At 37.9% G+C, this 24318-nt stretch carries 26 protein-coding genes; 3 read left to right on the plus strand and 23 right to left on the minus strand.

The genetic code is table 11. The features are described from left to right. Positions 1–3 precede the first annotated feature (3 nt). The 3 genes from GJV51_07835 to GJV51_07845 all read right to left on the minus strand — a co-directional run bounded on the left by GJV51_07835 (position 4) and on the right by GJV51_07845 (position 2339). On the minus strand, positions 4–1347 hold the full coding sequence (locus GJV51_07835; GenBank protein ID QGM25889.1) for a DUF711 family protein: 1344 nt from the start codon (positions 1345–1347) through the stop codon (positions 4–6). A gap of 52 nt (positions 1348–1399) precedes the next feature. Next, the gene (locus GJV51_07840; protein ID QGM25890.1) at positions 1400–1672 is read right to left on the minus strand and encodes an ACT domain-containing protein; all 273 of its coding nucleotides are present in this window, start codon (positions 1670–1672) and stop codon (positions 1400–1402) included. 223 nt (positions 1673–1895) lie between these two features. Then, positions 1896–2339 (minus strand): nucleoside 2-deoxyribosyltransferase, encoded by a 444-nt coding sequence (locus GJV51_07845; protein QGM25891.1) that lies wholly within the window; start codon positions 2337–2339, stop codon positions 1896–1898. Positions 2340–2592: 253 nt separating this feature from the next. On the opposite strand from GJV51_07845, the gene GJV51_07850 reads away from it, so the two are divergent. Further along, entirely contained in the window at positions 2593–3228 is a 636-nt protein-coding gene (locus GJV51_07850; protein QGM25892.1) for a hypothetical protein, read from the plus strand. Between the two features lie 27 nt (positions 3229–3255). Here GJV51_07850 and GJV51_07855 read toward each other — a convergent pair whose 3' ends face one another. From GJV51_07855 to GJV51_07935, 17 genes are all read right to left on the minus strand, one after another. Beyond that, complete coding sequence (locus GJV51_07855) at positions 3256–4413, minus strand: hydroxymethylglutaryl-CoA synthase (protein ID QGM25893.1); 1158 nt, start codon at positions 4411–4413, stop codon at positions 3256–3258. A 116-nt stretch (positions 4414–4529) separates the two neighbouring features. Beyond that, positions 4530–6152: an ATP-binding cassette domain-containing protein gene (locus GJV51_07860; GenBank protein QGM25894.1), complete on the minus strand. Its 1623-nt coding sequence runs from the start codon at positions 6150–6152 to the stop codon at positions 4530–4532. Positions 6153–6324: 172 nt separating this feature from the next. Further along, positions 6325–6753: a hypothetical protein gene (locus GJV51_07865; GenBank protein ID QGM25895.1), complete on the minus strand. Its 429-nt coding sequence runs from the start codon at positions 6751–6753 to the stop codon at positions 6325–6327. Positions 6754–6801: 48 nt separating this feature from the next. Further along, a complete protein-coding gene (locus GJV51_07870; GenBank protein ID QGM25896.1) occupies positions 6802–7539 on the minus strand; it encodes an RsmE family RNA methyltransferase in 738 nt (245 codons plus the stop codon). Beyond that, positions 7539–8429 (minus strand): 50S ribosomal protein L11 methyltransferase, encoded by an 891-nt coding sequence (prmA, locus tag GJV51_07875; protein ID QGM25897.1) that lies wholly within the window; start codon positions 8427–8429, stop codon positions 7539–7541. The genes GJV51_07870 and prmA overlap by 1 nt, the downstream gene beginning before the upstream one ends. After that, entirely contained in the window at positions 8419–9486 is a 1068-nt protein-coding gene (locus GJV51_07880; GenBank protein ID QGM25898.1) for a zinc-binding alcohol dehydrogenase family protein, read from the minus strand. The genes prmA and GJV51_07880 overlap by 11 nt, the downstream gene beginning before the upstream one ends. Next, positions 9483–10274, minus strand: a complete 792-nt coding sequence (locus GJV51_07885) for a GTP-binding protein (GenBank protein ID QGM25899.1) — start codon at positions 10272–10274, stop codon at positions 9483–9485. The genes GJV51_07880 and GJV51_07885 overlap by 4 nt, the downstream gene beginning before the upstream one ends. Further along, positions 10258–12111 carry an elongation factor 4 gene (gene lepA, locus GJV51_07890; GenBank protein QGM25900.1) on the minus strand — a complete coding sequence of 618 codons (1854 nt, stop codon included), beginning with the start codon at positions 12109–12111 and terminating at the stop codon, positions 10258–10260. Before lepA ends, GJV51_07885 begins: the two co-directional genes overlap by 17 nt. A 127-nt stretch (positions 12112–12238) precedes the next feature. Further along, positions 12239–13291, minus strand: a complete 1053-nt coding sequence (locus GJV51_07895; protein ID QGM25901.1) for an oxidoreductase — start codon at positions 13289–13291, stop codon at positions 12239–12241. 43 nt (positions 13292–13334) lie between these two features. After that, complete coding sequence (locus GJV51_07900) at positions 13335–15392, minus strand: glycine--tRNA ligase subunit beta (protein ID QGM25902.1); 2058 nt, start codon at positions 15390–15392, stop codon at positions 13335–13337. Positions 15393–15429: 37 nt separating this feature from the next. Beyond that, a complete protein-coding gene (glyQ, locus tag GJV51_07905) occupies positions 15430–16371 on the minus strand; it encodes a glycine--tRNA ligase subunit alpha (protein QGM25903.1) in 942 nt (313 codons plus the stop codon). Positions 16372–16748: 377 nt separating this feature from the next. After that, the gene (locus GJV51_07910; protein QGM25904.1) at positions 16749–17294 is read right to left on the minus strand and encodes a ribosome recycling factor; all 546 of its coding nucleotides are present in this window, start codon (positions 17292–17294) and stop codon (positions 16749–16751) included. Beyond that, on the minus strand, positions 17294–18019 hold the full coding sequence (locus GJV51_07915) for a UMP kinase (GenBank protein ID QGM25905.1): 726 nt from the start codon (positions 18017–18019) through the stop codon (positions 17294–17296). The genes GJV51_07910 and GJV51_07915 overlap by 1 nt, the downstream gene beginning before the upstream one ends. A 148-nt stretch (positions 18020–18167) precedes the next feature. Beyond that, positions 18168–19043 (minus strand): elongation factor Ts, encoded by an 876-nt coding sequence (locus GJV51_07920; protein QGM25906.1) that lies wholly within the window; start codon positions 19041–19043, stop codon positions 18168–18170. A 109-nt stretch (positions 19044–19152) separates the two neighbouring features. Then, complete coding sequence (gene rpsB, locus GJV51_07925) at positions 19153–19929, minus strand: 30S ribosomal protein S2 (protein ID QGM25907.1); 777 nt, start codon at positions 19927–19929, stop codon at positions 19153–19155. A gap of 145 nt (positions 19930–20074) precedes the next feature. Beyond that, positions 20075–20347 carry a GIY-YIG nuclease family protein gene (locus GJV51_07930; protein ID QGM25908.1) on the minus strand — a complete coding sequence of 91 codons (273 nt, stop codon included), beginning with the start codon at positions 20345–20347 and terminating at the stop codon, positions 20075–20077. Beyond that, on the minus strand, positions 20347–21105 hold the full coding sequence (locus GJV51_07935; protein ID QGM25909.1) for a methyltransferase: 759 nt from the start codon (positions 21103–21105) through the stop codon (positions 20347–20349). Before GJV51_07935 ends, GJV51_07930 begins: the two co-directional genes overlap by 1 nt. A gap of 59 nt (positions 21106–21164) precedes the next feature. On the opposite strand from GJV51_07935, the gene GJV51_07940 reads away from it, so the two are divergent. After that, on the plus strand, positions 21165–21803 hold the full coding sequence (locus GJV51_07940) for a 1-acyl-sn-glycerol-3-phosphate acyltransferase (GenBank protein QGM25910.1): 639 nt from the start codon (positions 21165–21167) through the stop codon (positions 21801–21803). Between the two features lie 10 nt (positions 21804–21813). Here the strand turns inward: GJV51_07940 and GJV51_07945 are convergent, their stop codons facing one another. Continuing rightward, the gene (locus GJV51_07945; protein QGM25911.1) at positions 21814–22050 is read right to left on the minus strand and encodes a YneF family protein; all 237 of its coding nucleotides are present in this window, start codon (positions 22048–22050) and stop codon (positions 21814–21816) included. 218 nt (positions 22051–22268) lie between these two features. On the opposite strand from GJV51_07945, the gene lexA reads away from it, so the two are divergent. Beyond that, complete coding sequence (gene lexA / locus GJV51_07950) at positions 22269–22907, plus strand: transcriptional repressor LexA (GenBank protein ID QGM25912.1); 639 nt, start codon at positions 22269–22271, stop codon at positions 22905–22907. A 39-nt stretch (positions 22908–22946) separates the two neighbouring features. Here the strand turns inward: lexA and GJV51_07955 are convergent, their stop codons facing one another. Continuing rightward, entirely contained in the window at positions 22947–23579 is a 633-nt protein-coding gene (locus GJV51_07955) for an orotate phosphoribosyltransferase (GenBank protein QGM25913.1), read from the minus strand. Next, positions 23580–24275, minus strand: coding sequence for an orotidine-5'-phosphate decarboxylase (gene pyrF, locus GJV51_07960; protein QGM25914.1), 696 nt, complete (start codon positions 24273–24275; stop codon positions 23580–23582). Positions 24276–24318: the final 43 nt, after the last annotated feature.

Consider the following 24318-nt stretch of genomic DNA (forward strand, 5'->3'; position numbering starts at 1 on the left):
TTATTAGTTTTTAAACGAATGGATTGGTGCTGGAATGTGACCACCACGATTGATAAAGTCTGCACTTGACTTTTCTACAACTGGCATAACTGGAGCAGTACCTAACAAGCCCCCATAATCAACCATATCACCAACCTTTGTGCCCAAAGTCGGCAAAATACGGACAGCCGTAGTTTTATTATTTTGTACACCAATAGCAGCTTCATCAGCAATCATCGCACTAATTGTTGTTGCACTAGTATCTCCGGGAATAGCAATCATATCCAATCCAACCGAACACACAGCAGTCATTGCTTCAAGCTTTGATAAAGTCAATGTGCCTGCTTTTGCTGCATCAATCATACCAGCATCCTCAGAAACTGGAATAAACGCACCAGATAGACCTCCAACGCGTTGGGAAGCCATGACACCACCCTTTTTAACAGCATCATTCAATAGCATTAGTGCAGCTGTAGTTCCGTGCGTCCCCACTTGTTCAAGACCGATTTCTTCAAGTACTTCAGCCACAGAATCACCTCGTGCAGGTGTAGGCGCCAAACTCAAATCGACAATTCCAAATTCAACTCCAAGTCGTTCAGCCGCTAATGCACCAACCATTTGTCCAACACGCGTAATTTTGAAAGCTGTTTTTTTGACAGTTTCGGCAACTACTTGAATGGATTCGCCTTTTACTTTTTCCAGTGCACGTTTTACAACGCCAGGGCCAGAAACACCAACGTTAATGACAACATCAGCTTCACTGACACCGTGAAAGGCGCCAGCCATGAAAGGATTATCTTCGACAGCATTTGCAAAAATAACTAGCTTAGCATTAGCTGTATCAGATTTTTCAGAAATTCCTTTAACGGTTTCACCCATCAATTTAATTGCATCAAGATTTATGCCTGCTTTAGTTGAACCAATATTAACACTCGACATCACTAAATCAGTTTCTGTTAGCGCACGCGGTAATGATTTGATTAATGCCAAATCCCCATTGGCAAAACCCTTTTGGACCAATGCTGAATAACCGCCAATGAAATCAACACCCACTGCTTTAGCTGCATCATCCAAGGCATGTGCGTAATAAAGCATGTCATCCGGTGTTGCATGACCTGCAATCAAAGCAATTGGTGTTACACTGATACGTTTGTTTGTGATTGGAATACCGTATTCACGTTCAATTTGCTCAGCAACTTTTATCAAGTCTTTTGCATATGTTGTAACTTTTATATATATATTTTTTGCAGTTTGTTGTGGATCACCTGCGACTGTGTCGAGCAATGAAATACCCATTGTAACTGTACGGATATCAAGGTGTTCTTCCTCGACCATGTTGATTGTTTCTTGTATTTGCTTTGTTTCCATGACTTCTCCAGATGATTCTATTTGTAAGTTGTTAGCAGATTAGCTACAAATATTAAACTCTACTCATCGCATCAAATATTTCTTCACGTTGTGTATGAATAGTGACACCTAAATTAGTTCCTAACTTATTCAAATCATCTTGCAACACATTGAATTGCCCTTCTAATTCTTCTAAATTAATTAGCATACTCATCGTGAAAATATCCCCCATAATTGTTTGAGAAACATCTAAAATGTTGATATTATGATCTGCTAACGTGTTAGCCACCCCAGCAATAATTCCCGGTTTATCTTTACCAACAACTGTTACAACTGCTTTACTCATAGTCATACAAATTCTCCATTAAAATTTACTTACAATATTATACCAGATTATATAGCAAACTATCTCGCAAAAACGAATAATTAATAGGATAGATCTTTTTTTATTCGTTTTATTATCTATTCAATATACGTTTAAATCGCTGTTATCAAACGCTTGACAAATAACGTCTAAATAACATCACATCTTTTGTTCTGAAGAAAAACTTCCAGTGCACTCTTGAAAACTAAAAGATTTCACCACTAAATTCAATCTTTGGCGTCGTATCAAAGTCATAAGTCTCCAAATCTGAGATATCCGTGATGTAGGCTGTTAATGGCATTCCCATCATTAGATTTACTGCACCAGCTTTTTCTTTCACAACGATTACCGGAATGTTTTTAGCTACTGCATAACCAAATTCCCAAGCAGTTCCCGGATCTACTTCCTGCCCAACATAATCAATAACCGCTACCATGACATCAGCTTGTTTAATTGCCTCAACATCACCATTAAAGGTTGCTACACGCCACTCTGGACCAAACATTTCAAATTCTTCATGTTGGTGTTTACGTGGTGAAAAAATTGAGCTTAATGTTTTATTGGCGGCTAAAGCTTTTTCAACACGCTCAACACGATCGATTTGCTCTTTATCGAAGAATGGACTCGCAAGGTAAACATTTTTTGACATTTTAAACTCCAATATTATTTAATGCTATTAGTATAACACACCTTTTGGTAAGATTAATCGGCCTAAAGGTATAAAATTTCTAAATGAATAACGTTTCGCAAAATGATTGATTAGTAGTTCCTTGATACTTGAAACAGACAATTATTTTAGATATAATGATATTGCAAGCGCTTAGCTATAATGGTGATACCGTGCCGGGACACGCTTCATCAGTTAAGCGCTTTTTCTTTTTCAAAATAAGGGGGCTAAGAGAATGATATTTTTATTCATCATTTTGTTTTTGTTAAGTATATTGTTTGTCAGTTTTACGATACAAAATAAGCAGCGGTATGGGACATTGCTGGTACCACTTATATTCTCTATATTATGTATTAGTGGTACAATTTTTTCTGGTTTTCAATTACCAGCAGTAATACAAAAGATACAAAAGAATAATATTGCCCAGGCAAATTCAAAAAATCCAATCAAGGCACAACAAGCTCATTCACAATCAAATTTGGAAAATGGCAATACGACTGTAATATCCGATGCTACAATGAAACAACAGCAGGAACAACTCAAATTAAAAGAGCAAGAGCTCACTCAGAAACTGGACACAGCTTATAGCAAAATTGGCGACGTCACTTTTAATACTGATACCAAAACTTTCCAGCTCAAACTCTACACTGATTCAGATTTATCAAAGTCGGTTGGTCAAATAGAGACAGACCCAAGTCTAGCAGAAGAAGCACACTGGTCGAATTTCACTGATTCACTTTTAGAAACGTCAAAAAACATCAAAAAATCCTTTCAAACAGGATACACTTTTGAACTAATGGGTGTTAATGATAGTAATAAGGTGTTGTTTGCGGCAAAAGATGGTACTGAAATCAGTTCTATCGCAAAATGAAGAGATGCACAGGCATCTCTTCATTTTTTATTTATATTGTCTTCCACCATTTTTCCAACCTAAAAATTGAAAACGATCTGAATCGGTATAGTCAGATACAACGTTCTCATGTGAATCAAGAAGTTGTGAATTAAATATTTGTTCGTATTGATCCACAGATACTTTTTTCCGATCAGCTAATTCATCTTTAGTGTCTTTTGCTGGGACATATTTAAAGAAATTTTCTTGTAATGTCATAGAATAAAGTTCGGCCTCAGCGCCTGAACCATAACTAAATATGGCTAACTGCTCTCCTGCAACTAAATCTTGTGCGTAACTTAATAATGATAACAAGCTTAAATATACAGAGCCAGTGTACAAATTCCCTACTTCTCGACTAAACTTTTGACTTGCATTTAGGTTGTTTAATAAACGTTTTTGCGTTATTTCATCTGCCTCATCTATAATTTGATCAAAAGCTTTTTTACCCATTTTGGTATATGGTAGATGGAAAGCAAAACCTGCAAAATCAGTGATTTTCCTACCAGATTGCTCCTTATATCGCTGCCATAGTATCAAAAACATTTCCTTATAGACATCTGTTGATAGATGGCCATCCACTATGGCTTCCGTTCTATCAATAGGTCGCCAAAAATCTGCGACATCTCGGCTCATATAAACTGAATCAGAATTAATAGCTGCAATGTGTGGGCTTTCTGAAATAATCATGGCAACAGCTCCACCCCCTTGGGTCACTTCACCAGGTGTATTTAATCCGTATCTAGCAATGTCTGATGCGATAACTAAAACTCGTTTACCGGAATGATTTGCAACGTAATCTCGGGCCTGCATTAGTCCTAATGTTCCCGCATAGCAAGCTTGTTTAATCTCGATTGTTCGCGAAAATTCAGATAGATTAAGTAATTTTTGAACATATAACGCACTTGATTTCGAGTTATCGATGCCAGATTCAGTAGCAAAAATAATTAAATCAATCTGCTGACGATCATCATCATCAATAATTTTTACAGCTGCATTGGCACCCATTGTAACAACATCTTCATAATTCGGTATCACCGATTGTTTATCTTGACCTATGCCAATAGTATACTTATTTGGATCTACACCACGGTGTCGAGCTAATTCTACCAAATCTAATACATATTCAGTCGTGTAAAATGATAATTTATCAATTCCAATTGACATTCTATTGATCTCCTGTTTCGTTGTAGCAAATATCAAAAAAGAATTAATAAGTCGACACTTAAAATTCATAACATGCTACAAATTATGATTTTGCGTCAGCTCATTAATTCAATTGATTAGTAAAGTTCATTTACTTTGTCCTGAATGCTATCATTATTAATAAATTCATCATACGTCGTATCAACGCGATCAACAACTCCCTTTGGGGATACTTCAACAATATGATTTGCTGTAGTTGCTAAGAATTCATGATCGTGTGATGTCATAATAATTGAACCCTTGAATGCAATTACCGCATCATTTAGGGATTGAATAGATTCCAAATCCAAATGATTGGTTGGGTCATCCATCAATAGCACATTAGCCTTGAGCAACATCATCTTCGCCAAAACAATACGGACTTTCTCGCCTCCTGATAATACATTAATCTGTTTTAAGGAATCATCACCACGGAACAGCATTTGTCCAAGCATACCACGTAAACTTGTGTTATCTTTCTCATCTTCTTCGGCAAAATCGCGCAACCAATCCAAGATAGTTACATCTTGGTTATCGAAGTTATCATTCAAATCTTTAGCAATATATGACTGTGATGTTGTAACACCCCAAGAAACGGTACCTTCATCCGGTGCCATCGTACCTGCTATGATTTGCATCAATGTAGTTGTTGCTAAATCTGAACGTGATAAAATAGCAATTTTATCGTTTGGTCGACCAATAAAAGAAATATTATCTAATACTTTTTCGCCGTCAATTGTTTTTGAAACATTTTCAACGCGAACCATATCATTCCCAAGTTCACGATTCATGGGGAAATTAATAAATGGGTATTTTCTTGATGAAGGTTTGATATCATCTAAAGTAATTTTATCTAATTGCTTTTTTCGTGCTGTAGCCTGTTTTGACTTTGAAGCATTGGCTGAAAATCGAGCTACGAAATCTTGCAATTGTTTAATTTGTTCTTCCTTCTTAGCATTTTGTTGAGAAGCTAAACGTTGAGCTAATTCAGATGATTCACGCCAAAAATCATAGTTTCCAACAAAGGGTGTTATTTTTCCAAAATCAACATCCAAAATATTAGTTGAAACGGCATTCAAAAAATGACGATCATGAGAAACAACAATCACTAAGTTCGGAAAATCAGCAAGAAAGTCTTCTAACCAGTTAATTGTTTGTACATCTAACCCGTTAGTTGGCTCGTCTAAAATCAAAATGTCTGGATTACCGAACAATGCCTGTGCAAGCAGAACTTTCACCTTATCATTTTCAGTTAGCTCACTCATTAAGGTATCGTAAAAATTATCATTAATACCAAGTTTGCTCAACAATTGACCCGCCTCAACTTCAGCATTCCAACCATCTAGTTCTTCAAATTCTGCACCTAAATCAGCAACACGCACACCGTCTTCATCATTAAAGTCTGGCTTAGCATAGATAGCATTCATCTCAGTTTTAACTTCGTACAATCGCTTATGACCTTGAATCACTGTATCTAAAACCGTAAATTGATCAAACGCAAAGTGATCTTGTTGCAAGGATGACATTCTCTCGTTGTCACCGATTGAAATGGTTCCTTCAGTTGGTTGTAGCTCTCCTTGCAATAACTTCAAAAAAGTAGACTTACCAGCACCATTAGCACCAATAATACCATAAGTATTACCGGGTGTTAATTTCAAGTTAACATCTTGATAAATCTTAGGGCCTGAGAAACTAAAACCCATATCTGAAACTGTAATCAATGTAAAATCCTCCAATTAAGTAATGTAAAATGATCTCCTCAGTATTTATTAATATATGTATACTTTGAATAACAATCATTAAACACAAATGTAAAATATCCTATACCAGTGTAACAGAAAAAGTGCGAAATATCGCACTTTTTCTAGTTATTACTAATACTATTTATACTTCTCAGTTACCATCAACTGAAACTTGTCCGCTATTCTTTGTCTCACTTTTTAAATCATGAAATCCATTTTCAACTGGAATTTGATTTTCATCTGGATCATCGCGTGTATCTCCGAAAAAGGTAAATAAACTCAGTACGATATACATTAGTCCAAAATAAAATCCATACTGATGAGATACCAAATGAAGTGATGCTGTTGAAATTCCTGAGAATACTGCAGGCAAAGCAAGTAAAATGAGAGGCGACAGTCCACGCTTACGCACACTATACCCAAGATATAAAGTATAAAGACCATTAATGACCAGATAAAACCAGATAACCTTGTGTAACCCACTCATGCTAAGTAACTTACCGATAAATGGTAGTAGCAAACCAAGTAAAAACGCAGCAAGCCACTGATACCCGTAGTATTTTTTGAATATCTTCAGCATTATTTCACCACCTATAGTTATCTCATTTATTTATTATATTATAACGAATTAATTTAGTTCACGCAATACGCTAACCGCCGACATTACATAGAGTGGCGCGGTTTCAGCTCTCAATATTCGAGGACCCAATCCAGCTAACTTAAAATTCCGCATTCTCAATTCCGTAATTTCATTGTCTGTTAGACCGCCTTCAGGGCCGAATACACAAGCAATTTTTTCTCCAGCGGGAACAGCAGAAATAGCCGCCACCAGCGCTGCGCTTTCTCCATCACGAGCTGATTCTTCCCAAGCAACAAGTCCGGTGTTTTTTGGCATTTTGATAGTATCTTGCCACGTAGCAAAAATAATTTCTGGAATAACCAACCGATGTGCCTGCTCTGCTGCAGCTTGCGCTATTTTATTAAATCTTTTAACTTTCTTTTCTTGTTGCTTTTGCCAATCAGCAACTGTACGCTGCATCGAAGTAAAAACGATTGTTTTGACACCGAGCTCTGTTGCTTTTTGGATAAACCAATCAGAACGATCATTCTTTAGAGGAGACACAATGAGTGTTACGTCAATCGGTAACTCAACATTTGAGTAATATCGATCAATCACTTGAATATCGATTACCTCGGAATCAATTAAAATAACTTCTCCAAGGCAAATTTCCAAGTTATTACTAACAAATTCAGCTTTGGAACCCACTCGAGCTCGTAAAACTTTACCAAAGTGCTTAAAAATATCATTATTAGCTGTCAAGCGAATCGTATCGCTAATTGGTTCATTTAGAAAATAGCGTTGCATTATTTAGAATCCTTTTTTGCAATGAATGCATGCCAATCACCCATTGTTGTATGTTGAAAAATTTTATATCCTACTTGCTGTAACTGTTGTTCAATTAATCCTGAAATGTCATCATAGATTCCTGAAACCAAGAAGTAGCCACCTTGATTAAGTTTTGACCACGTCTGTGGAATAAGGCGTTCGATAACGTCAGCCAGAATATTAGCAACAATCAAGTCTACAGGTTTATCAATAGTAATTGACTCCAGTAAATCACTAGCTATCACTGTAACATCATTGGCCACTGGGTTTAATGCTAAATTTTCTTTAGCAACGTTCACTGCCATCTCATCAATATCTGTTGCTAAAATGTCTGCTACACCTAATTGTTTTGCAGCGACAGATAGTACTCCTGAACCCGTACCGACGTCTATCATACTTTCTCCACCCCGAACGACAGTTTCTAGCGCTTGAATCATTAATCTTGTTGTCTCGTGAACACCAGTTCCAAAAGCTAGCTTAGGATCCATAATAATTGGATATTCATTCTTTTGGGCTGCAACAAAGTTTTCCCATGAGGGTACAACAGTAATGTGTCTTGTTATGCGAGTCGCGTGGTAATATTGTTTCCAATTGTTTTCCCAATCTGATTGGGAGACACCATTTAATGTAACAGTTGCAGGCGATGCATCAACCCCAAGCGTCATTAAATTTTTTAACTTTTCTTTTATCTGACTAACAATGCGAGGTAAAGATGCGTCATCTTCAAAGTAAGCTGTCACTGTCACTGGTGAAATATCATCAATAATTTGCACGCCTTCTGCACCGCTTGACATCAATATATCAGCAACTAGCTCAATGCCATAATTGTTCGTCGCAACAGTGATTGCTTGCCATTTATTATTCATCATACTTCACCACCACTTTGCCAATCATTCGTCCAGCTTCCACTTCTTTAGTAGCAGCACGGATATTTTCTACGGATAGTCCGTGATATGTTTTGGAAAGTGTCGTCTTGATTTTATTCTCATCAAGCAAATGTGCTACCAGATTCAATGCGTCCCCTTGAGACTGCATGTTAACACCATAGTTCCCCTTAGCAAACATGAAGACCCAGCTAAACTGTGCACCAATGTTTTTCAAAGGTCCCATATCAATTGGATTTGTCGTTTCAACAATTGATGCAATTCGTCCAAATGGCTTAATAACGTATGTTGCAAGTGGCCAGTAATAATCTGTATCTTGCAAAATTGCAATATTATCAACTTTCTCGTGCTGAATCTTTCTCAATTGCTCGTTCAAATCTTGATGATAATCTAGGATATAATCAGCACCAAGCGACTTAACCCAAGTAACAGATTCTGTGCGAGATGCTGTAGTAATGACTGTCATCCCGATATACTTTGCTAATTGAATTAATACAGATCCCACACCGCCAGCCCCATTCACAATTAAAATCGTGTGCCCTAAAGCACTATTTTCCTCAAAGTCGTAGCACAAGGCATCATGTAAGATTTCGTAAGCTGTAATTGATGTTAATGGCATAGCCGCAATTTCTTCATCATTTAATGAAGCGGGGGCGTGACCGACTAATGCTTCATGAACAACTTGAAGTTCTGCGTTGGAGCCCGCCTTCAATTGTGATCCAGCATAGTAAACTTTGTCACCAGCACTAAAATGTTGAACATCTTGGCCAACGTCTACAACTACACCAACTGCATCAAAACCTACGATACGAAAAACACCATCATGATCATAATTGGCTCTCATTTTTGTATCCACTGGATTAACAGAACTAGCCAAAACTTTAACTAATAATTCATCTTTATCTGGTTGTGGACGAGGGATAAACTTTTCCACAAAAGCTTCTGGTTGATCAATTAACAACGATTTTTCAAATCCAATGGCTCGTATTTTATGACTTTGACCAAATGGCCAAATATTTTTTATTTTATCTAATAAATTCATTCTGATAACCCACTATTTAAAATATTATTCAGCGTTTGTTTCGATACTTGGTAAATTGGTTTAAAATTCTCATGAGTATACAACATTGTTATTGTCATATTCCTCGTCGCTGACGTTGGCATGTCATCTTTCAAAACACTCTGCCAGTGTTCAGCAATCATAGCATACTCAACTAAGCGCAACTGCTCTGAGGATAATTTGCTTGCCTCATTAGATTTTTTTTGTAATTCTTTTTCAACATAACTTTGAACTTTTTTCTGACCGGCAGGTAAATCGATAGGTGTTACTTGATATTGAATCTTCGCATTATGGTATTGATCATACTTTATTTTTGTGATTTTATAGCTACGATCACGTTGTAAGGTCTTTACATATTGTTGCGATAAATCATTTATGACTTGTTTCTTTTGATAATGATGACCATCAAAAGTAACTGAATTTGCTACTTTAGCGCTGCTCTTAAATGCTTTACCAATACTAGTCGCAATTTCTGCTTGCCACGCTTTATTTGTTAAATGTACAACTTGTTTGGTACGTTTGTCATCAGAATGACCTGTCAGGCCAAATTGTAACGCAACTGCTGCATCTTTTTGAAGGGTTTTCACGCGTGTTTCTTGGGAAATACCATCAAAATTAAAGACAACTCTGGCAACTGTCATACTAACCACTAATAGCATAAATATTACTGAACAGACTGTTAGTATTATAGCTTTACGATGTGTTGGCTTTGACTGTTGAGATAAATTTCGTGCTAATCTAGAGCGCTTTGTGTTAGTTTCCTCGGGCATATTGGGCATCGTCCTCCGTTTTAAGCACCGCCATGAAAGCTTCTTGCGGTACTTCGACTGAACCAACCGACTTCATACGTGCCTTACCCCTTTTCTGCTTGTCGAGTAACTTTGCACGACGATCTGGATCACCTGTATGAATTTTAGCCGTAACATCTTTGCGGTAAGCCTTAATGTTTGTACGAGCTAGTATTTTAGCACCAATAGCTGCTTGAACTGGGATTTCAAAGTTTTGACGTGGAATAATCTCTTTCAGTTTAGAAGTAATAATCCGTCCTCGTTCTACAGCAAAGTCACGATGAACAATGAAACTCAAGGCATCAACTTTCTCGCTATTTAACAGAATATCTATTTTGACCAAGTCGGACTGTCTGTAGGACGATAACTCGTAATCAAGTGAAGCGTAACCGCGCGTACTAGATTTTAGTTTATCAAAGAAATTGAAAATAATTTCTGACAACGGTATATAATACTTGACATTAACTCGTGTATCATCCAAATATTCCATTGTGTCAAATTCACCACGTTTACGTTGCGCAAGTTCCATAACAGCACCAACGTAATCATTAGGCACCATAATTTGGGCATGAACATAAGGCTCTTCAATGGATTTCACTTTAGGTGTATCTGGCATTTCTGATGGATTTTCAATTTCTATAATTTCTTCATCATTAGTTATCACGCGATAAGTAACAGAAGGAGCAGTCGTCACCAGGTCTAAATCAAATTCGCGTTCTAGTCGCTCTTGAATGACATCCATGTGGAGCAAACCTAAGAAGCCAACGCGATACCCAAATCCCAATGCTTGCGAGGTTTCTGGTTCAAAGGTTAACGCAGCATCATTGAGTTGTAGTTTTTCCAAAGCTTCTCGTAAATCCGTGTACTTAGCATTGTCTGAAGGATATAGACCAGAATAAACCATAGGGGTCATTGGATGATATCCAGACAATGGTTCACTGGCAGGATTATTTACTAGGGTGATAGTATCCCCAGAATGTGTCGTATGAATGTCCTTAATAGCTGCTGTTAAGTAACCAACATCCCCTGCCATCAAGTAATCGCGTTTCTGGGCATTTGGAGACATTACACCGACTTCGGTAACCTCGTATTCGGCGCCTGTATTCATCATACGAACCTTGTCACCAGGTTTTACAATGCCTTCTCGTACACGCATATTAACAACAACACCACGATAAGCATCGTAAGCTGAATCAAAAATCAAGGCACGTAGTGGTGCATCAATATCACCGTGTGGTGCAGGTAAATCAGTCACAATTTTCTCAAGTAGTTCTGGAATACCGATACCTTGTTTAGCTGACGCTAACACTGCCTCTGAAGCATCAATACCAATTACATCCTCAATTTCCGTACGAACCTTTTCAGCATCCGCCGCTGGTAAATCAATTTTGTTAATGACAGGTAAAATTTCCAAGTCATTATCTAGGGCCAAATAAACGTTAGCTAACGTTTGGGCTTCAACGCCTTGAGAAGCATCAACAACAAGTATAGCTCCTTCAGCAGCGGCCAACGCCCGTGACACTTCATAGGAGAAGTCAACGTGCCCTGGTGTATCAATCAGATGGAAAATATAGGTTTCACCATCTTTAGCGTCGTAATGAACTTCGACGGCATTCAGTTTAATCGTAATTCCACGTTCGCGTTCTAAATCCATTGTATCTAGTAACTGATTCTGCATGTCGCGTTCAGCGACAGTATGTGTCTGTTCTAGGATACGATCAGCAATAGTTGATTTCCCGTGGTCAATGTGTGCAACAATTGAAAAATTACGTATATGTTTTTGTCGTTCTTTAAGTTCATTCAAATTTAATTCTGTCATAATTTGGCATTTTTTCTTTCAGTTTTCTATCTACTTAATTCTACCATAAAGCCTTGCCTTACTTTTCGAAAAAGACGCCGTTATGATAACAAAATAAAAAAGCTAGGCTATTGCCAGCTTTTAACTTTTATGAAAATTTAACGACGTGCGGTCCTTTTTCTTTCAACCCTGCAGACAGTATCTTCATCACAGTAATCATCGATTCATCGGAAACCAGTTTTGGTGTTCCTTTGACCAATGTGTTATAAACAGAATCATAGACTCTACCATAATCACCCTGAATAGTAGGTATATATTTATCAATGCGATCACCACTCTGGTTGTAATATACTAAGTGTCCGTAGTTTTGTGGTGTATCAACGCCAAATCGTGCGTCTCCAGGCATAACACCAGTTTTAAGATCGTTTTCCTGTTCATCAACTTCATACTTGATAAATGTACCTTGTGTACCACGCAATTGCCATTTTGGATATTGAATTGTTGCTAATTCTGTAGTCTGAATAGTTGCTTTAAAAGCTTGTGGATAAAAAAGATTAATCTCAATTTGATCGTCTACAGGACTGTTCAATAATCGAGTGGAACGTATATCGTAAGTTGCAGAATTGGGTGCACCAAAGAGGCTCACAATTTGATCTGCCAAGTGAACCCCATGCCCAAATAGTGATCCGTCAATTTTACTACCAGTCAATTGCCCGTCATTTGGCCGATAATGGTCCATATGAACCTCAAGATCAACTAAACGACCAAGATACCCATTCTGAATGACTCGTTGGACTGTTAAAAAGTCACTATCAAATCGCCTACTTTGAAACGGCATTAAAAATAACTTTTTATCATAAGCAATATTGACCAAATCACGAGCTTCAATATCATTAGCAGCCATTGGCTTGTCAACCATAACATTTTTTCCAGCCAGTAATAATTGCTTCGTCAGCTTATAATGACTAGCTGAGGGCGTTACAACAACCACTAAGTCGATGGCTTCATCTTCAATAATATCATTAATATCTGTTGAAAATATAGTACCAGTAGCTTCTAACTCAGATTGATCTGACGGCCTTCTACCAAGTGTAGGTGTTACTATACGGCTCACGTGAAATTTATCTTGCCGTAACTTCAAGTAAGGTAAATGGTATCGATTGGTGCTTTTTCCAAAACCAACGTAAGCAATATTCAACATAATGACCTCCTACTTTCTAGTGACAAACTGTTATTCAATGATTCTACTTAATGACAATCTGTTCTAAATCACCCAATTCACTAATAAAGCGATGAATAACATTCAGTTGTGCATAACGATTATTTTTAACATCTGTATCCTCAGCGTTAACCATTGTAGCTTCAAAATAAGTTGAAATAGGAGATTGTAACCCAGCCAACGCTGTATACACTTTGTCAGCACCATTTTTTACTAAATGGCTCAAGTTCAGTGCATATGTCGCCTGATACAATTCCTTTTCAGCATCATTTTCAAATAGAGATGGATTTACGCTATCATTGGTTAATTGCTTCACCGCCAAACGATCAACACGTGTCAATGATTCAATCACATCGCGAAAATCATTATCTTTACTATGAGCAGCGAGTACATCAATACGATTGATGAGGTAGACCACGTCAGTATTTCCTGAGCGACTAACTCCTGCAGATACCAAATCTTGGCGAACACCATCATCTAATGTCAACTTACGCACGCGATCTAAGATAAACTCCAGTACAGCTGTGATATCAGCCGCAGCAACTTCTCCCTGTGACTGAGTAAACTTAGTTAATAGTGGTTTCAAAGCAACGTGCCAATTTTTTCCCTGTAATGTTCTTACGATACCTGTTGCTGCACGACGTAGTCCGTAAGGGTCATTTGAACCACTTGGTATCAAGTCAGCTGCAAAGAAAGTTACAATAGCGTCTAGTTTATCAGCGATTGCCAGTACAGCCCCTATGTCAGACTTAGCAATTTTCCCTGTTGCTGAAGTCGGCATGTAGTGCTCTTTAATCGCTTCAGCAACTGCGGGATTCTCGCCAAATAGTTTGGCGTAGTGTTCACCCATAATACCCTGCAATTCGTCAAATTCACCGACCATACCGGTCATTAAGTCGAATTTATAGATTTCTGCTGCACGGCTCACGTTGGATAATTGTTGTTCATCAAAGCCTAGTGATTGTGCTATTGTCTGGGCCAAAACGCCAGTTCGTTGCATATGTTCATAAACACTACCAATTTTTTCATGGAAAACCAATTTTTTAACCTTTTCCATGTAGTCATCAATCGTTTTAGTTTGGTCTTCTTTGTAAAAGAATTCTGCGTCTTCAAGACGAGCAACCAAAACCTTTTCATTACCAGCAATAACATTATCCAAATGCTCTCGATTACCATTACGCACTGACAAGAAGTGTGGCAACAGTTTCCCATCATGATTGGTAACAAAGAAGAAACGTTGATGTTCACGCATTGATGTAATTAATACTTCATCAGGAATTTCCAAATATTTTTTATCAAAAGTACCAGCAAATGCCGTTGGCCATTCGACAATATTATTAACTTCTTCTAGCAAATCTTGTGCCGCATCAGTGTCTAATTCTAATGACCAATTATTTTGTTTAGCAATTGACGTCAATTGCGAACGAATTGTATTTTTTCGTGCCTCAGCATCAACTATAACACTGGCTGATTCAAGTGTACTTACATAATCATCAGCAGAAGAAATTTCAACATGTTCATTTGACAAAAAACGGTGTCCTCTTGTAACACGGCCAGTCTGAACATCTAATACATGAAAATCTACTACTTCATCACCAAACAAAGCGACAAGCCAACGAATTGGTCGCACATACAAGAAAGCATTATTTGCCCACTTCATGTACGTTGAGAACTTCATCTCTGAAACTACCTCGGCACCAATTTTGACCAAAATATCCTTAGCAGGAACACCTTCAATATGCTTAGTTAACCACACATAACCATCTCTTGTTTCAAAGTCATCTGGTGTTGCACCTTGACCGCGTGCAAATCCCATTGCTGCTTTAGTCCACTCGCCATTGGCATCTTTTGCTCTTTCAATTGACGGACCACGCTTTTCTTCACTTAAACTTTCTGATTTTTCCGCTACATCAGTTAATTCAACAGCCAACCGGCGTGGCGTTGAATAAGGCTTGATATCACCGACAGTCAAGCGATGCTCAGCTAAAAATTTTTTTGTTCTTTCAATTAATTGATTTTCTGAACTTGTGACCAAATGTGCTGGCACTTCTTCAAGACCAATTTCTAATAAAAATGTTGACATAAATTATTCTCCAATATTGATTTTATTGCTGTTACAATCAGGCATTTTCTTTGGTATATTTACCATTTTTACCAAGATACTTATCACGTAATGTCTGATCCTTTAGCAAAGGAAAACCAAGCTTAGCACGTTCTTCAATAAATACTTTCGATACTTTACGAGCCATTGTTCGAATACGGTGTAAATAGCCTGCACGTTCTGTGACAGAAACTGTACCACGTGCATCTAAGAGATTAAATGTATGTGATGATTTTAAAATATAATCATAAGCCGGATGTACCAAGCCCAGATCTAATAAACGAGTCGCTTCCGCTTCAAATTCTTCAAAGTGACGCAACAGCATATCTTGGTTTGATTCTTCAAAAGCGTACTTTGAATGTTCATATTCTGGTTCTTTGAAAATATCGCCGTATAACACGCCATTACCCCATTCAAGATCATAAACCGTCGGTACATCTTGAATGTATGAGGCCAATCGTTCTAGACCATAAGTCACTTCTGCTGTCACAGAATCTACTTCAATCCCACCAACTTGTTGGAAATAAGTAAACTGTGTCACTTCCATACCATCTAGCCAGACTTCCCAACCAATTCCTGCAGCCCCCATAGAGGGATTTTCCCAGTTATCTTCAACGAAACGTATATCATGTTCTAGTGCTTTAATACCCAAAGCTTCTAAAGATCCTAGGTAAAGCTCTTGAATATTTTCAGGAGAAGGCTTCATCACTACTTGAAACTGATGATGTTGAAATAAACGATTTGGATTATCACCATAGCGGCCATCAGCTGGACGACGAGAAGGTTGAACATAAGCCGCATTCCAAGGTTCAGGACCATTCGCACGTAAAAAGGTATATGGCGACTGTGTTCCTGCCCCAACTTCATTGTCATATGCTTGCATTAAGTTTGCACCTTGTTTAGCCCAATATTGCTGAAGGGTCAAGATGATATCTTGTAATGATAGTTTCTCATTTGTCATAATTTTTCTTCCTTAACATTTATCAACAACTCAATACAGAGAATGTCGATGTTTGATTATATTTACCGGCATCAAAAAACCACGTGTAAGTTCATCCGATGCCAAAATAGTTGACATCAGGACGCTTACGCGCGGTTCCACCTGACTTCCGAGTTATAAAACTCGACACTCGATTGTTTGTCCGTTCCACCAACGCCACTTGGCTTCATCACGTACAAAACTCATTAATGATATTATGCACTCTCTATGACCAATCGTCAAGTAAAAATTTCTACATAAACTTAGTCATCGATGGTCCAAAATTAAATAAAAATGGTTAAAAAATAAAAAGACTTGGATAGATCCAAGTCAAACATGCTCACAATATCTTACAAAGATTAAATTGTTAACAATTCTTTTTCTTTTTCAGCTGCTATTTCATCAATTGCTTTGATATTTTCATCAGTCAACTTTTGTGTCTGATCTTCTGCCTTACGGGCATCATCTTCAGGCATCTCTTTGTCTTTTTTAATGTCATCCATAATATCACGACGAACATTACGAACTGAAACCTTCGCTTTCTCAGCTTCAGCCTTCACTTCTTTAGCAAGTTCTTTACGACGTTCTTCTGTCATTTGTGGAATCGCCAAGCGCACAATATTACCGTCAGAAGCGGGATTCAAACCAAGATCAGACACGTTAATTGCATGTATAATGGCTTCCAAGGCACTTTTATCAAACGGTGTAATTAACAGTATGCGTGCTTCCGGAACTGAAATTGAAGCTACTTGGTTCAATGGTGTCATTGCCCCATAATATTCAACTTCAACACGATTCAAAATATTAGGATTCGCGCGTCCTGTACGGATGTTAGCTAATTCACGTTGAAGTGCCTCTTGTGCCCCTTTCATACGTTCTTTGGCATTAGTTAAATCAAAAGTCATTATTTTTCTCCTGTTACTGTTGTTCCGATTGCTTCACCAAGCACAACTCGTTTCAAGTTACCTGGTGTGTTAAGGTTAAACACCACCAACGGCATATTATTATCCATAGATAGCGAACTTGCTGTCGAATCCATTACCTTCAGACCTTTTTGCAAAATATCAAGGTGAGTCAATTCAGTAAACTTTATTGCATTCGCATTTTTATTTGGATCTGAGTCATAAATACCATCGACGCCATTTTTTCCCATCAAGATGGCGTCAGCATTAATTTCATTTGCACGCAAAGCTGCCGTTGTGTCTGTAGAGAAATACGGAGAACCTGTACCCGCCGCAAAAATAACAATTCGTCCCTTTTCGAGATGGCGAATCGCACGACCGCGTATGTAAGGTTCAGCAATCTGCTGCATTGTAATAGCAGTTTGCACACGTGTTTGGACTCCAGCGCGTTCTAATGAATCTTGCAAAACTAGCGCATTCATTGTTGTACCAAGCATACCAGTATAATCAGCACGAGACCGCTCCATACCAATTTTTGATGCCGGCTCTCCACGCCACAAGTTTCCACCGCCAACAACAATGGCAATCTGAGTACCTAGGTCATGAACATCTTTTAGCTCTTCAGCAATTGCAGAAACAGTCTCAAGATCAATACCCTGCCCCTTATCTCCTGCCAATGCTTCACCAGAGAGCTTCATCAAAACGCGTTTGTACTTAATATCAGTCATGTTTAACCTCTTTTATTTGCTTATACAAGTATATCAAAAAATTTCAAAAATTTCCGAAAAAAAAGTGCGCTATTTATATAATAGTACACTCTTTAGCTAATTAATCTCATTAATAAACTAATTAATGGTAATTAGTAATTTTTAAATATTAACCAAGTTGCTTAGCAACTTCTTCGGCCAAATCAGTAACTTGCTTTTCAATACCATCACCAACTTGGTAACGAACAAATGACTTAACTGATCCATTTTGTGAAGCAATAAACTGTGCAACTGTTTGGTCACCATTCTTAACAAATGGTTGATCCAACAAAGAAATTTCTGCCAAGAACTTTTTAATGCGTCCTTCGACCATGCGTTCCTTGATGTTATCAGGCTTACCATTCAAATCTTCAGAAGCTAATTGTACTTCTTTTTCCTTAGCAATCACATCAGCAGGTACTTGATCATCAGATACAAATTGTGGTGCAATAGCGGCAACATGCATCGCGATATCCTTGGCAGCTTCTTCTGAAGCACCATCAACAACAACCAATGCTGAAATTGAGCCTGCCAAGTGAGAATATGAACCAAAGTTTTCTGAATCTGACTTTTCTACTACTGAGAAACGACGCAAAGTAATCTTTTCACCAGTAATTTGAGTTGTTCCGATGATCTTGTCGTTCAAAGTTTGCCCTTCTTGAACCTCAAGTGCCAAAGCAGCTTCAACGTCAGCAGGTGCAAATTCAACGATTGTGTTAGCAACCGCATTAAGCAATTCGTTGAATTCAGCGTTGCCGGCCACGAAGTCAGTTTCTGAGTTTAATTCGATGATTGCAGCACGGTTACCCTTAACCGCAACAGCTGTCATTCCTTCGGCAGCGACACGATCACCCTTTTTAGCGGCCTTTGCCATACCCTTTTCGCGCAATAAATCAATTGCCTTATCTAGGTCGCCATCAGCTTCAACCAATGCTTTTTTAGCATCCATCATTCCAACAGATGTCTTATCACGTAATTCCTTTACTTGTGCAGCAGTAATTGCCATTATAGTGCTCCTCTAAAATAGTTTAATATATTTTTATTATAACATATAAAAATACCATTCCGCGTCCCGAACAGGTCCGCTAGGAACGGCATTCATAGAATATAATTAATTAGTTATTGCCTTCTTCAACAATGTTAGCAATTTCTTCGATTGATTCTGTATTTTCGTCACCTTCAACGAATGCATCTTCAGGTGCTGAATCTTGGCCTTGACGGCCTTCAATAACAGCATCAGCAATCTTTGACGTAATCAAACGTACGGCACGAATGGCATCATCGTTAGCAGGAATCTTAACATCGACTACATCTGGGTTAGCATTTGTATCAATCATAGCTACGACTGGGATGTTCAACATGTTTGCTTCCTTGACGGCAATTTCTTCCTTCTTTGGATCAACAACAAACAATACATCTGGCAAACCAGGCATATCTTGAATACCACCTAAGAACTTTTCCAACTTTTCACGTTGCTTGTTCAACAAAACAACTTCTTTTTTAGGCAATTGCTCAAATGTTCCGTCTTCGGCCATTGTTTGCAAATCCTTCAAGCGTTGGATACGTGTCTTGATAGTGTTCCAGTTTGTCAATGTACCACCCAACCAGCGATGGTTGATGTAGTATTGACCAGCACGTGTTGCTTCTTCAGCAATTGCATCAGAAGCTTGTTTCTTCGTACCAACGAATAATACATTAGCACCGTCAGTAGAAGCGTTACGAATAAAGTTATAAGCTTCATCAACTAACTTAACTGTCTTTTGTAAATCGATGATGTGAATACCATTACGTTCTGTAAAGATATATTCGTCCATCTTTGGGTCCCAACGACGTGTTTGGTGACCGAAGTGTACTCCTGCTTCGAGGAGTTCTTTCATTGAAATAACTGCCATGATATGGCCTCCTAGGTTTTTCCGCCGACAAATTCGTTGTTCACGCTGACATTTCTGCACCTACGTGTTCTCATTTATCGTGTGTATTTGCCGCTTTTCGCAACATGTTTCATTCTACATTAGTTTTAGCACCTTGGCAAGTACATTACCAAATTTTGACCACGTGATGTGTTAGTAAGTACTGTTCCTTGTTAGTTCGTGTTAATTTCTTAAAATTCGCTTCTGCTTTTAACGCTTCGCTCTTTGTCTGAAACTCTTCATAGTGAATTAATTTTAATGGGTGTCGCGACTTTACTCGAGTAAACTTAGCACCTTTACCAGACTCATGTGTCGCTAGACGACGTTGTACATTGTCTGTGAATCCGCCATAAAAATAGCCATCAGCTGTATATAAAACATAAAAATAATAATATTTCATTACCACATTTCACCATAGAGAATATCGTGCACTTCTGGTGTATAGTTATTGTCGTCAGTATAGGCAATAAGAGGCGGCATAATACGTACACCACCTGGTCGACCAGATTTGATAGCTTCTATTAAGACCATATTAGCTTCACGGTTCTCTTTGCCATACACAAATTGAACTCTTTTAATCATAAGCTTTCGTGCAGCAAAAGCTGCAAATATATCTGCTAGTCTTTCCGGCCGATGTACCATATAGACCTTGCCATTATTTTTCAGCAGTTTATTAGTAATTTGGGCCAATTCAGGGAGGTTAATCATCAATTCGTGACGCGCAATTTCATAATGTTTATCCATATTCGTCTTGGTCGTCTCATTTAAAGGAAAGTAAGGTGGATTGGTCAGAACAGTTTCAACAGATCCAGGTTTAATTTCGTTAAATATATCTTTCATGTCAGCTTGAACAACAGAAACACGTTCATGTAAATTATTCATTTCAATACTGCGTTGTGCCATTTCAGCTAATTCTGGTTGTATTTCTACTAACTTTATTTCTCCAGTCACTTTGGGGGCATAAAACAGGCCAACTGCGCCAGTACCCGATCCCAAGTCTACAGATAATCCTCTACCTTTCCCCTTTACGTCAGCAAAGTGCGCTAATAAAATTGCATCTAGAGAGTATGAAAACATGTCTGGATTCTGGATAATATTAATATGTTGTGATGGCAGTCCATCGATACGTTCATTTGTTTTAATAAATGGTTGTGTCATTTGCGTTTCTTTCTGTTTATCTGTAAAATTGAAATGATTAATTTATGAGGTAAATAAATATGAAATTCTATGATTTTTTACGTGGCATCGCTGTTGCTTTAATATGGACAGTTACTGGTCGCATTAAATATATGAATCGCGACAGAATACCCCAAGACGATAATTATGTGCTAGTTGGTCCACACCGCACTTGGTGGGATCCAGTATGGTATGCCATGGCGGCCTACCCAAAGCACTTTATTTTCATGGCAAAAGTTGAATTATTTAAATTCAAGCCACTTGCATGGTTAATCAAATCAGCCGGGGCCTTCCCAGTCGATCGTGAAAATGTTGGCCCAAGCGTCATCAAAATTCCTGTACGCGAATTAAAAGATGGCAATCGTTCTTTAATCATGTTTCCTTCTGGTTCTAGACACAGTGACGAACTAAAATCAGGTTCAATTTTAATTGCAAGAATGGCAGGAAAAACAATTGTACCAGCTGTCTATCAAGGTCCCGTTAAGTTCAGTCAACTTTTCAAACGTAATAATACCACAGTTAACTTTGGTGAACCAATTATTATTGATCGTAAAGATCGATTGAACAAAGAAAATATTGCTAAATATACTGAGCAGATGCAAACGGCCTTTCAAGAACTAGATGCTGAGATAGACCCCAATTGGAAATATGTAGATCCAAAACGCTCAGAAAAAAAATAAGCCGATTGGCTTATTTTTTTTGCGAATTGGCACTTTGTTGTTTCATCTGAGCCATCATTTGGTTCAATTTCTTTTGAGATGGTTTTTGTCCCATTGACATCATCATTGACTTCATCATTTCTTCTGAAATAGGTGGGTTTTTTGCAAGATAACTCTTCATTGAGTTACGTGCCAAGAAAAAGCCACCGACTAAACCAATAACTAAAGTTAACACTGCAATCAAAATTGCTAGCCATGTGCTAATCATGCATATTCTCCTTACTAAAATGTCTGATAGTTATTATAGCACAGCCAGCAAAGGCGTGCTATAATAACTTGCAGAGTTAACGTTTTCTATATGAACTATTTTGTTCTTTCAAAAAATAAATAACATAAATTTTTACGAAAATAACGAACAAACGTTTGATTTGTTCGTGTTTTTCCGTTATACTGGTGATAGTAAATTCAACAAGTAGGAAATCCAACATGGCAATTACACAAGAAAGCAAACAAATTCAAGTGCTTCGATTTATCCACGAAGCACAATCAGAAAATGGTTACCCACCAACTGTCCGAGAAATTGGTGAAGCTGTTGGATTGTCATCTTCTTCAACTATTCACGGACACATTGAACGTTTGGTCAAAAAAGGTTATCTCTTAAAAGACGCTTCTAAACCAAGAGCACGTGCGATTGAAGTAACCGATATTGGTTTAGAGATGCTTGGTATTTCAACAACACCAGGAAAGATTCCAGTACTTGGAATGGTGACAGCTGGCACACCAATCTTAGCAGTAGAAGAAGAAGCGACTGAATTTTTCCCTATCCCAGACAATTTAATGCAATTTGATGGTGACCTATTCATGTTGAATGTCCATGGTGATTCAATGATTAACATTGGCATCCTAGATGGAGATAAAGTTATCGTACGTAAACAAGAGAATGCCGACAATGGTGACGTTGTTGTCGCAATGAATGATAGCAATGAAGCGACCGTTAAGCGTTTCTTCCGTGAAGCTGATCATTATCGTCTACAACCTGAAAACAACAACATGGCATCAATTATTTTGCAAAAAGTTTCTATTTTAGGAAAAGTTATTGGATTATATCGCGACGCTATTTATTAAAAAACAAGTAAAAAGGCTCATCTCTGATGAGCCTTTTTACTATGCTTGCCAAGCATTCGGATTTTTCTTCCAATTTTGTAAGGCTTCGACCTGTGTTTTTTCGAGATTTCCACGCTTTACGGCTGTTTCAATTAGTTGTGAGTATGTCGTTAGCGAATTAAATGTTAGTCCTGCTTCTGCAAAATTTTTCCTACCATCTGGTAATTCATAAGAAAATATGGAAACAACACCGAGGACAATTGCGCCCTCATTACGCACTGCTTTTACTGCAGCCAATACAGATCCACCTGTTGATATTAAGTCATCAATCAAAACGACTTTACGATTTTTAACCAATGCACCCTCTGTTTGACGACCGGCCCCATGATCTTTGGGTTTTGAACGTACATAGATCATTGGTTTATTCAATTCTTCAGCTACCCAAGCTGAGTGGGGAATCCCTGCAGTGGCAACACCACCAATAATCTCGACGTCACCATACTCTCTTTTAATTAATTCAGCCAACCCTTTATAAATGTTTTGGCGTACCGAAGGAAATCCAATGGTCATTCGATTATCTGTATATATTGGACTTTTTATACCTGAAGCCCATGTGAAAGGTTCTTCTGGCGAAAACTTTACGGCACCAATTTCAAGTAAATCGTTAGCTACTTGTTGTTTATAGTCTGTCATTTATCTTCTCCATTCGTTAATAACACGTTGGTATGCAACTACTGGGTCAGTTGATTCTGTAATTGATCGACCAACTACTAATCCAGTTGAATTCAACTTCTTGGCTTCTGCTGGTGTTGTCACACGAACTTGATCTCCAACTGCATCACCAGATAAACGAATACCAGGTGTTATACGTAAAAATTGATCATCTGTGTGCAACTTAATTAAACGAGCTTCTAAAGGTGAACTAATTGTTCCATCAATTCCTACTGAGTAGGCGAGCTCAGCCAAATGTGCAACACTTTCTTCAATAGTCGCTGTGGTTAATTGTATCTCTTGCATTTCAGCTTCAGAAAAAGAAGTTAATTGTGTCACCGCAAGTAATTTTAACGAATCACCTTTATTGGCGACAGCTGCCTCTAACATTTTTTTTCCTCCAGCTGCATGTAAGGTTAAATATTGTACATCTAGTTTTGATATATTAGCGACTGCATGACCAACAGTATTTGGAATATCGTAAAGTTTTAAATCTAAGAAAATCGTATAACCCAATGCACGTAGATCTGTGATGAACTCTGGTCCCATACGATAAAAGAGCTCCATACCAACTTTCAATGCAGGCTTTTCTAGCAAATCTGAGAAGGGTTTCAAAAATTGGTAAGTAGTGGTTGCATCAGGAAAGTCCAAAGCAATAAAGACTGGCTGTTCTGTCATTATGATCCTCCTATGTACATAAGCCGAAGCTTATTTGAAAAAA

It is taken from the genome of Leuconostoc mesenteroides subsp. mesenteroides (assembly GCA_009676745.1).
GTDB lineage: Bacteria > Bacillota > Bacilli > Lactobacillales > Lactobacillaceae > Leuconostoc > Leuconostoc koreense.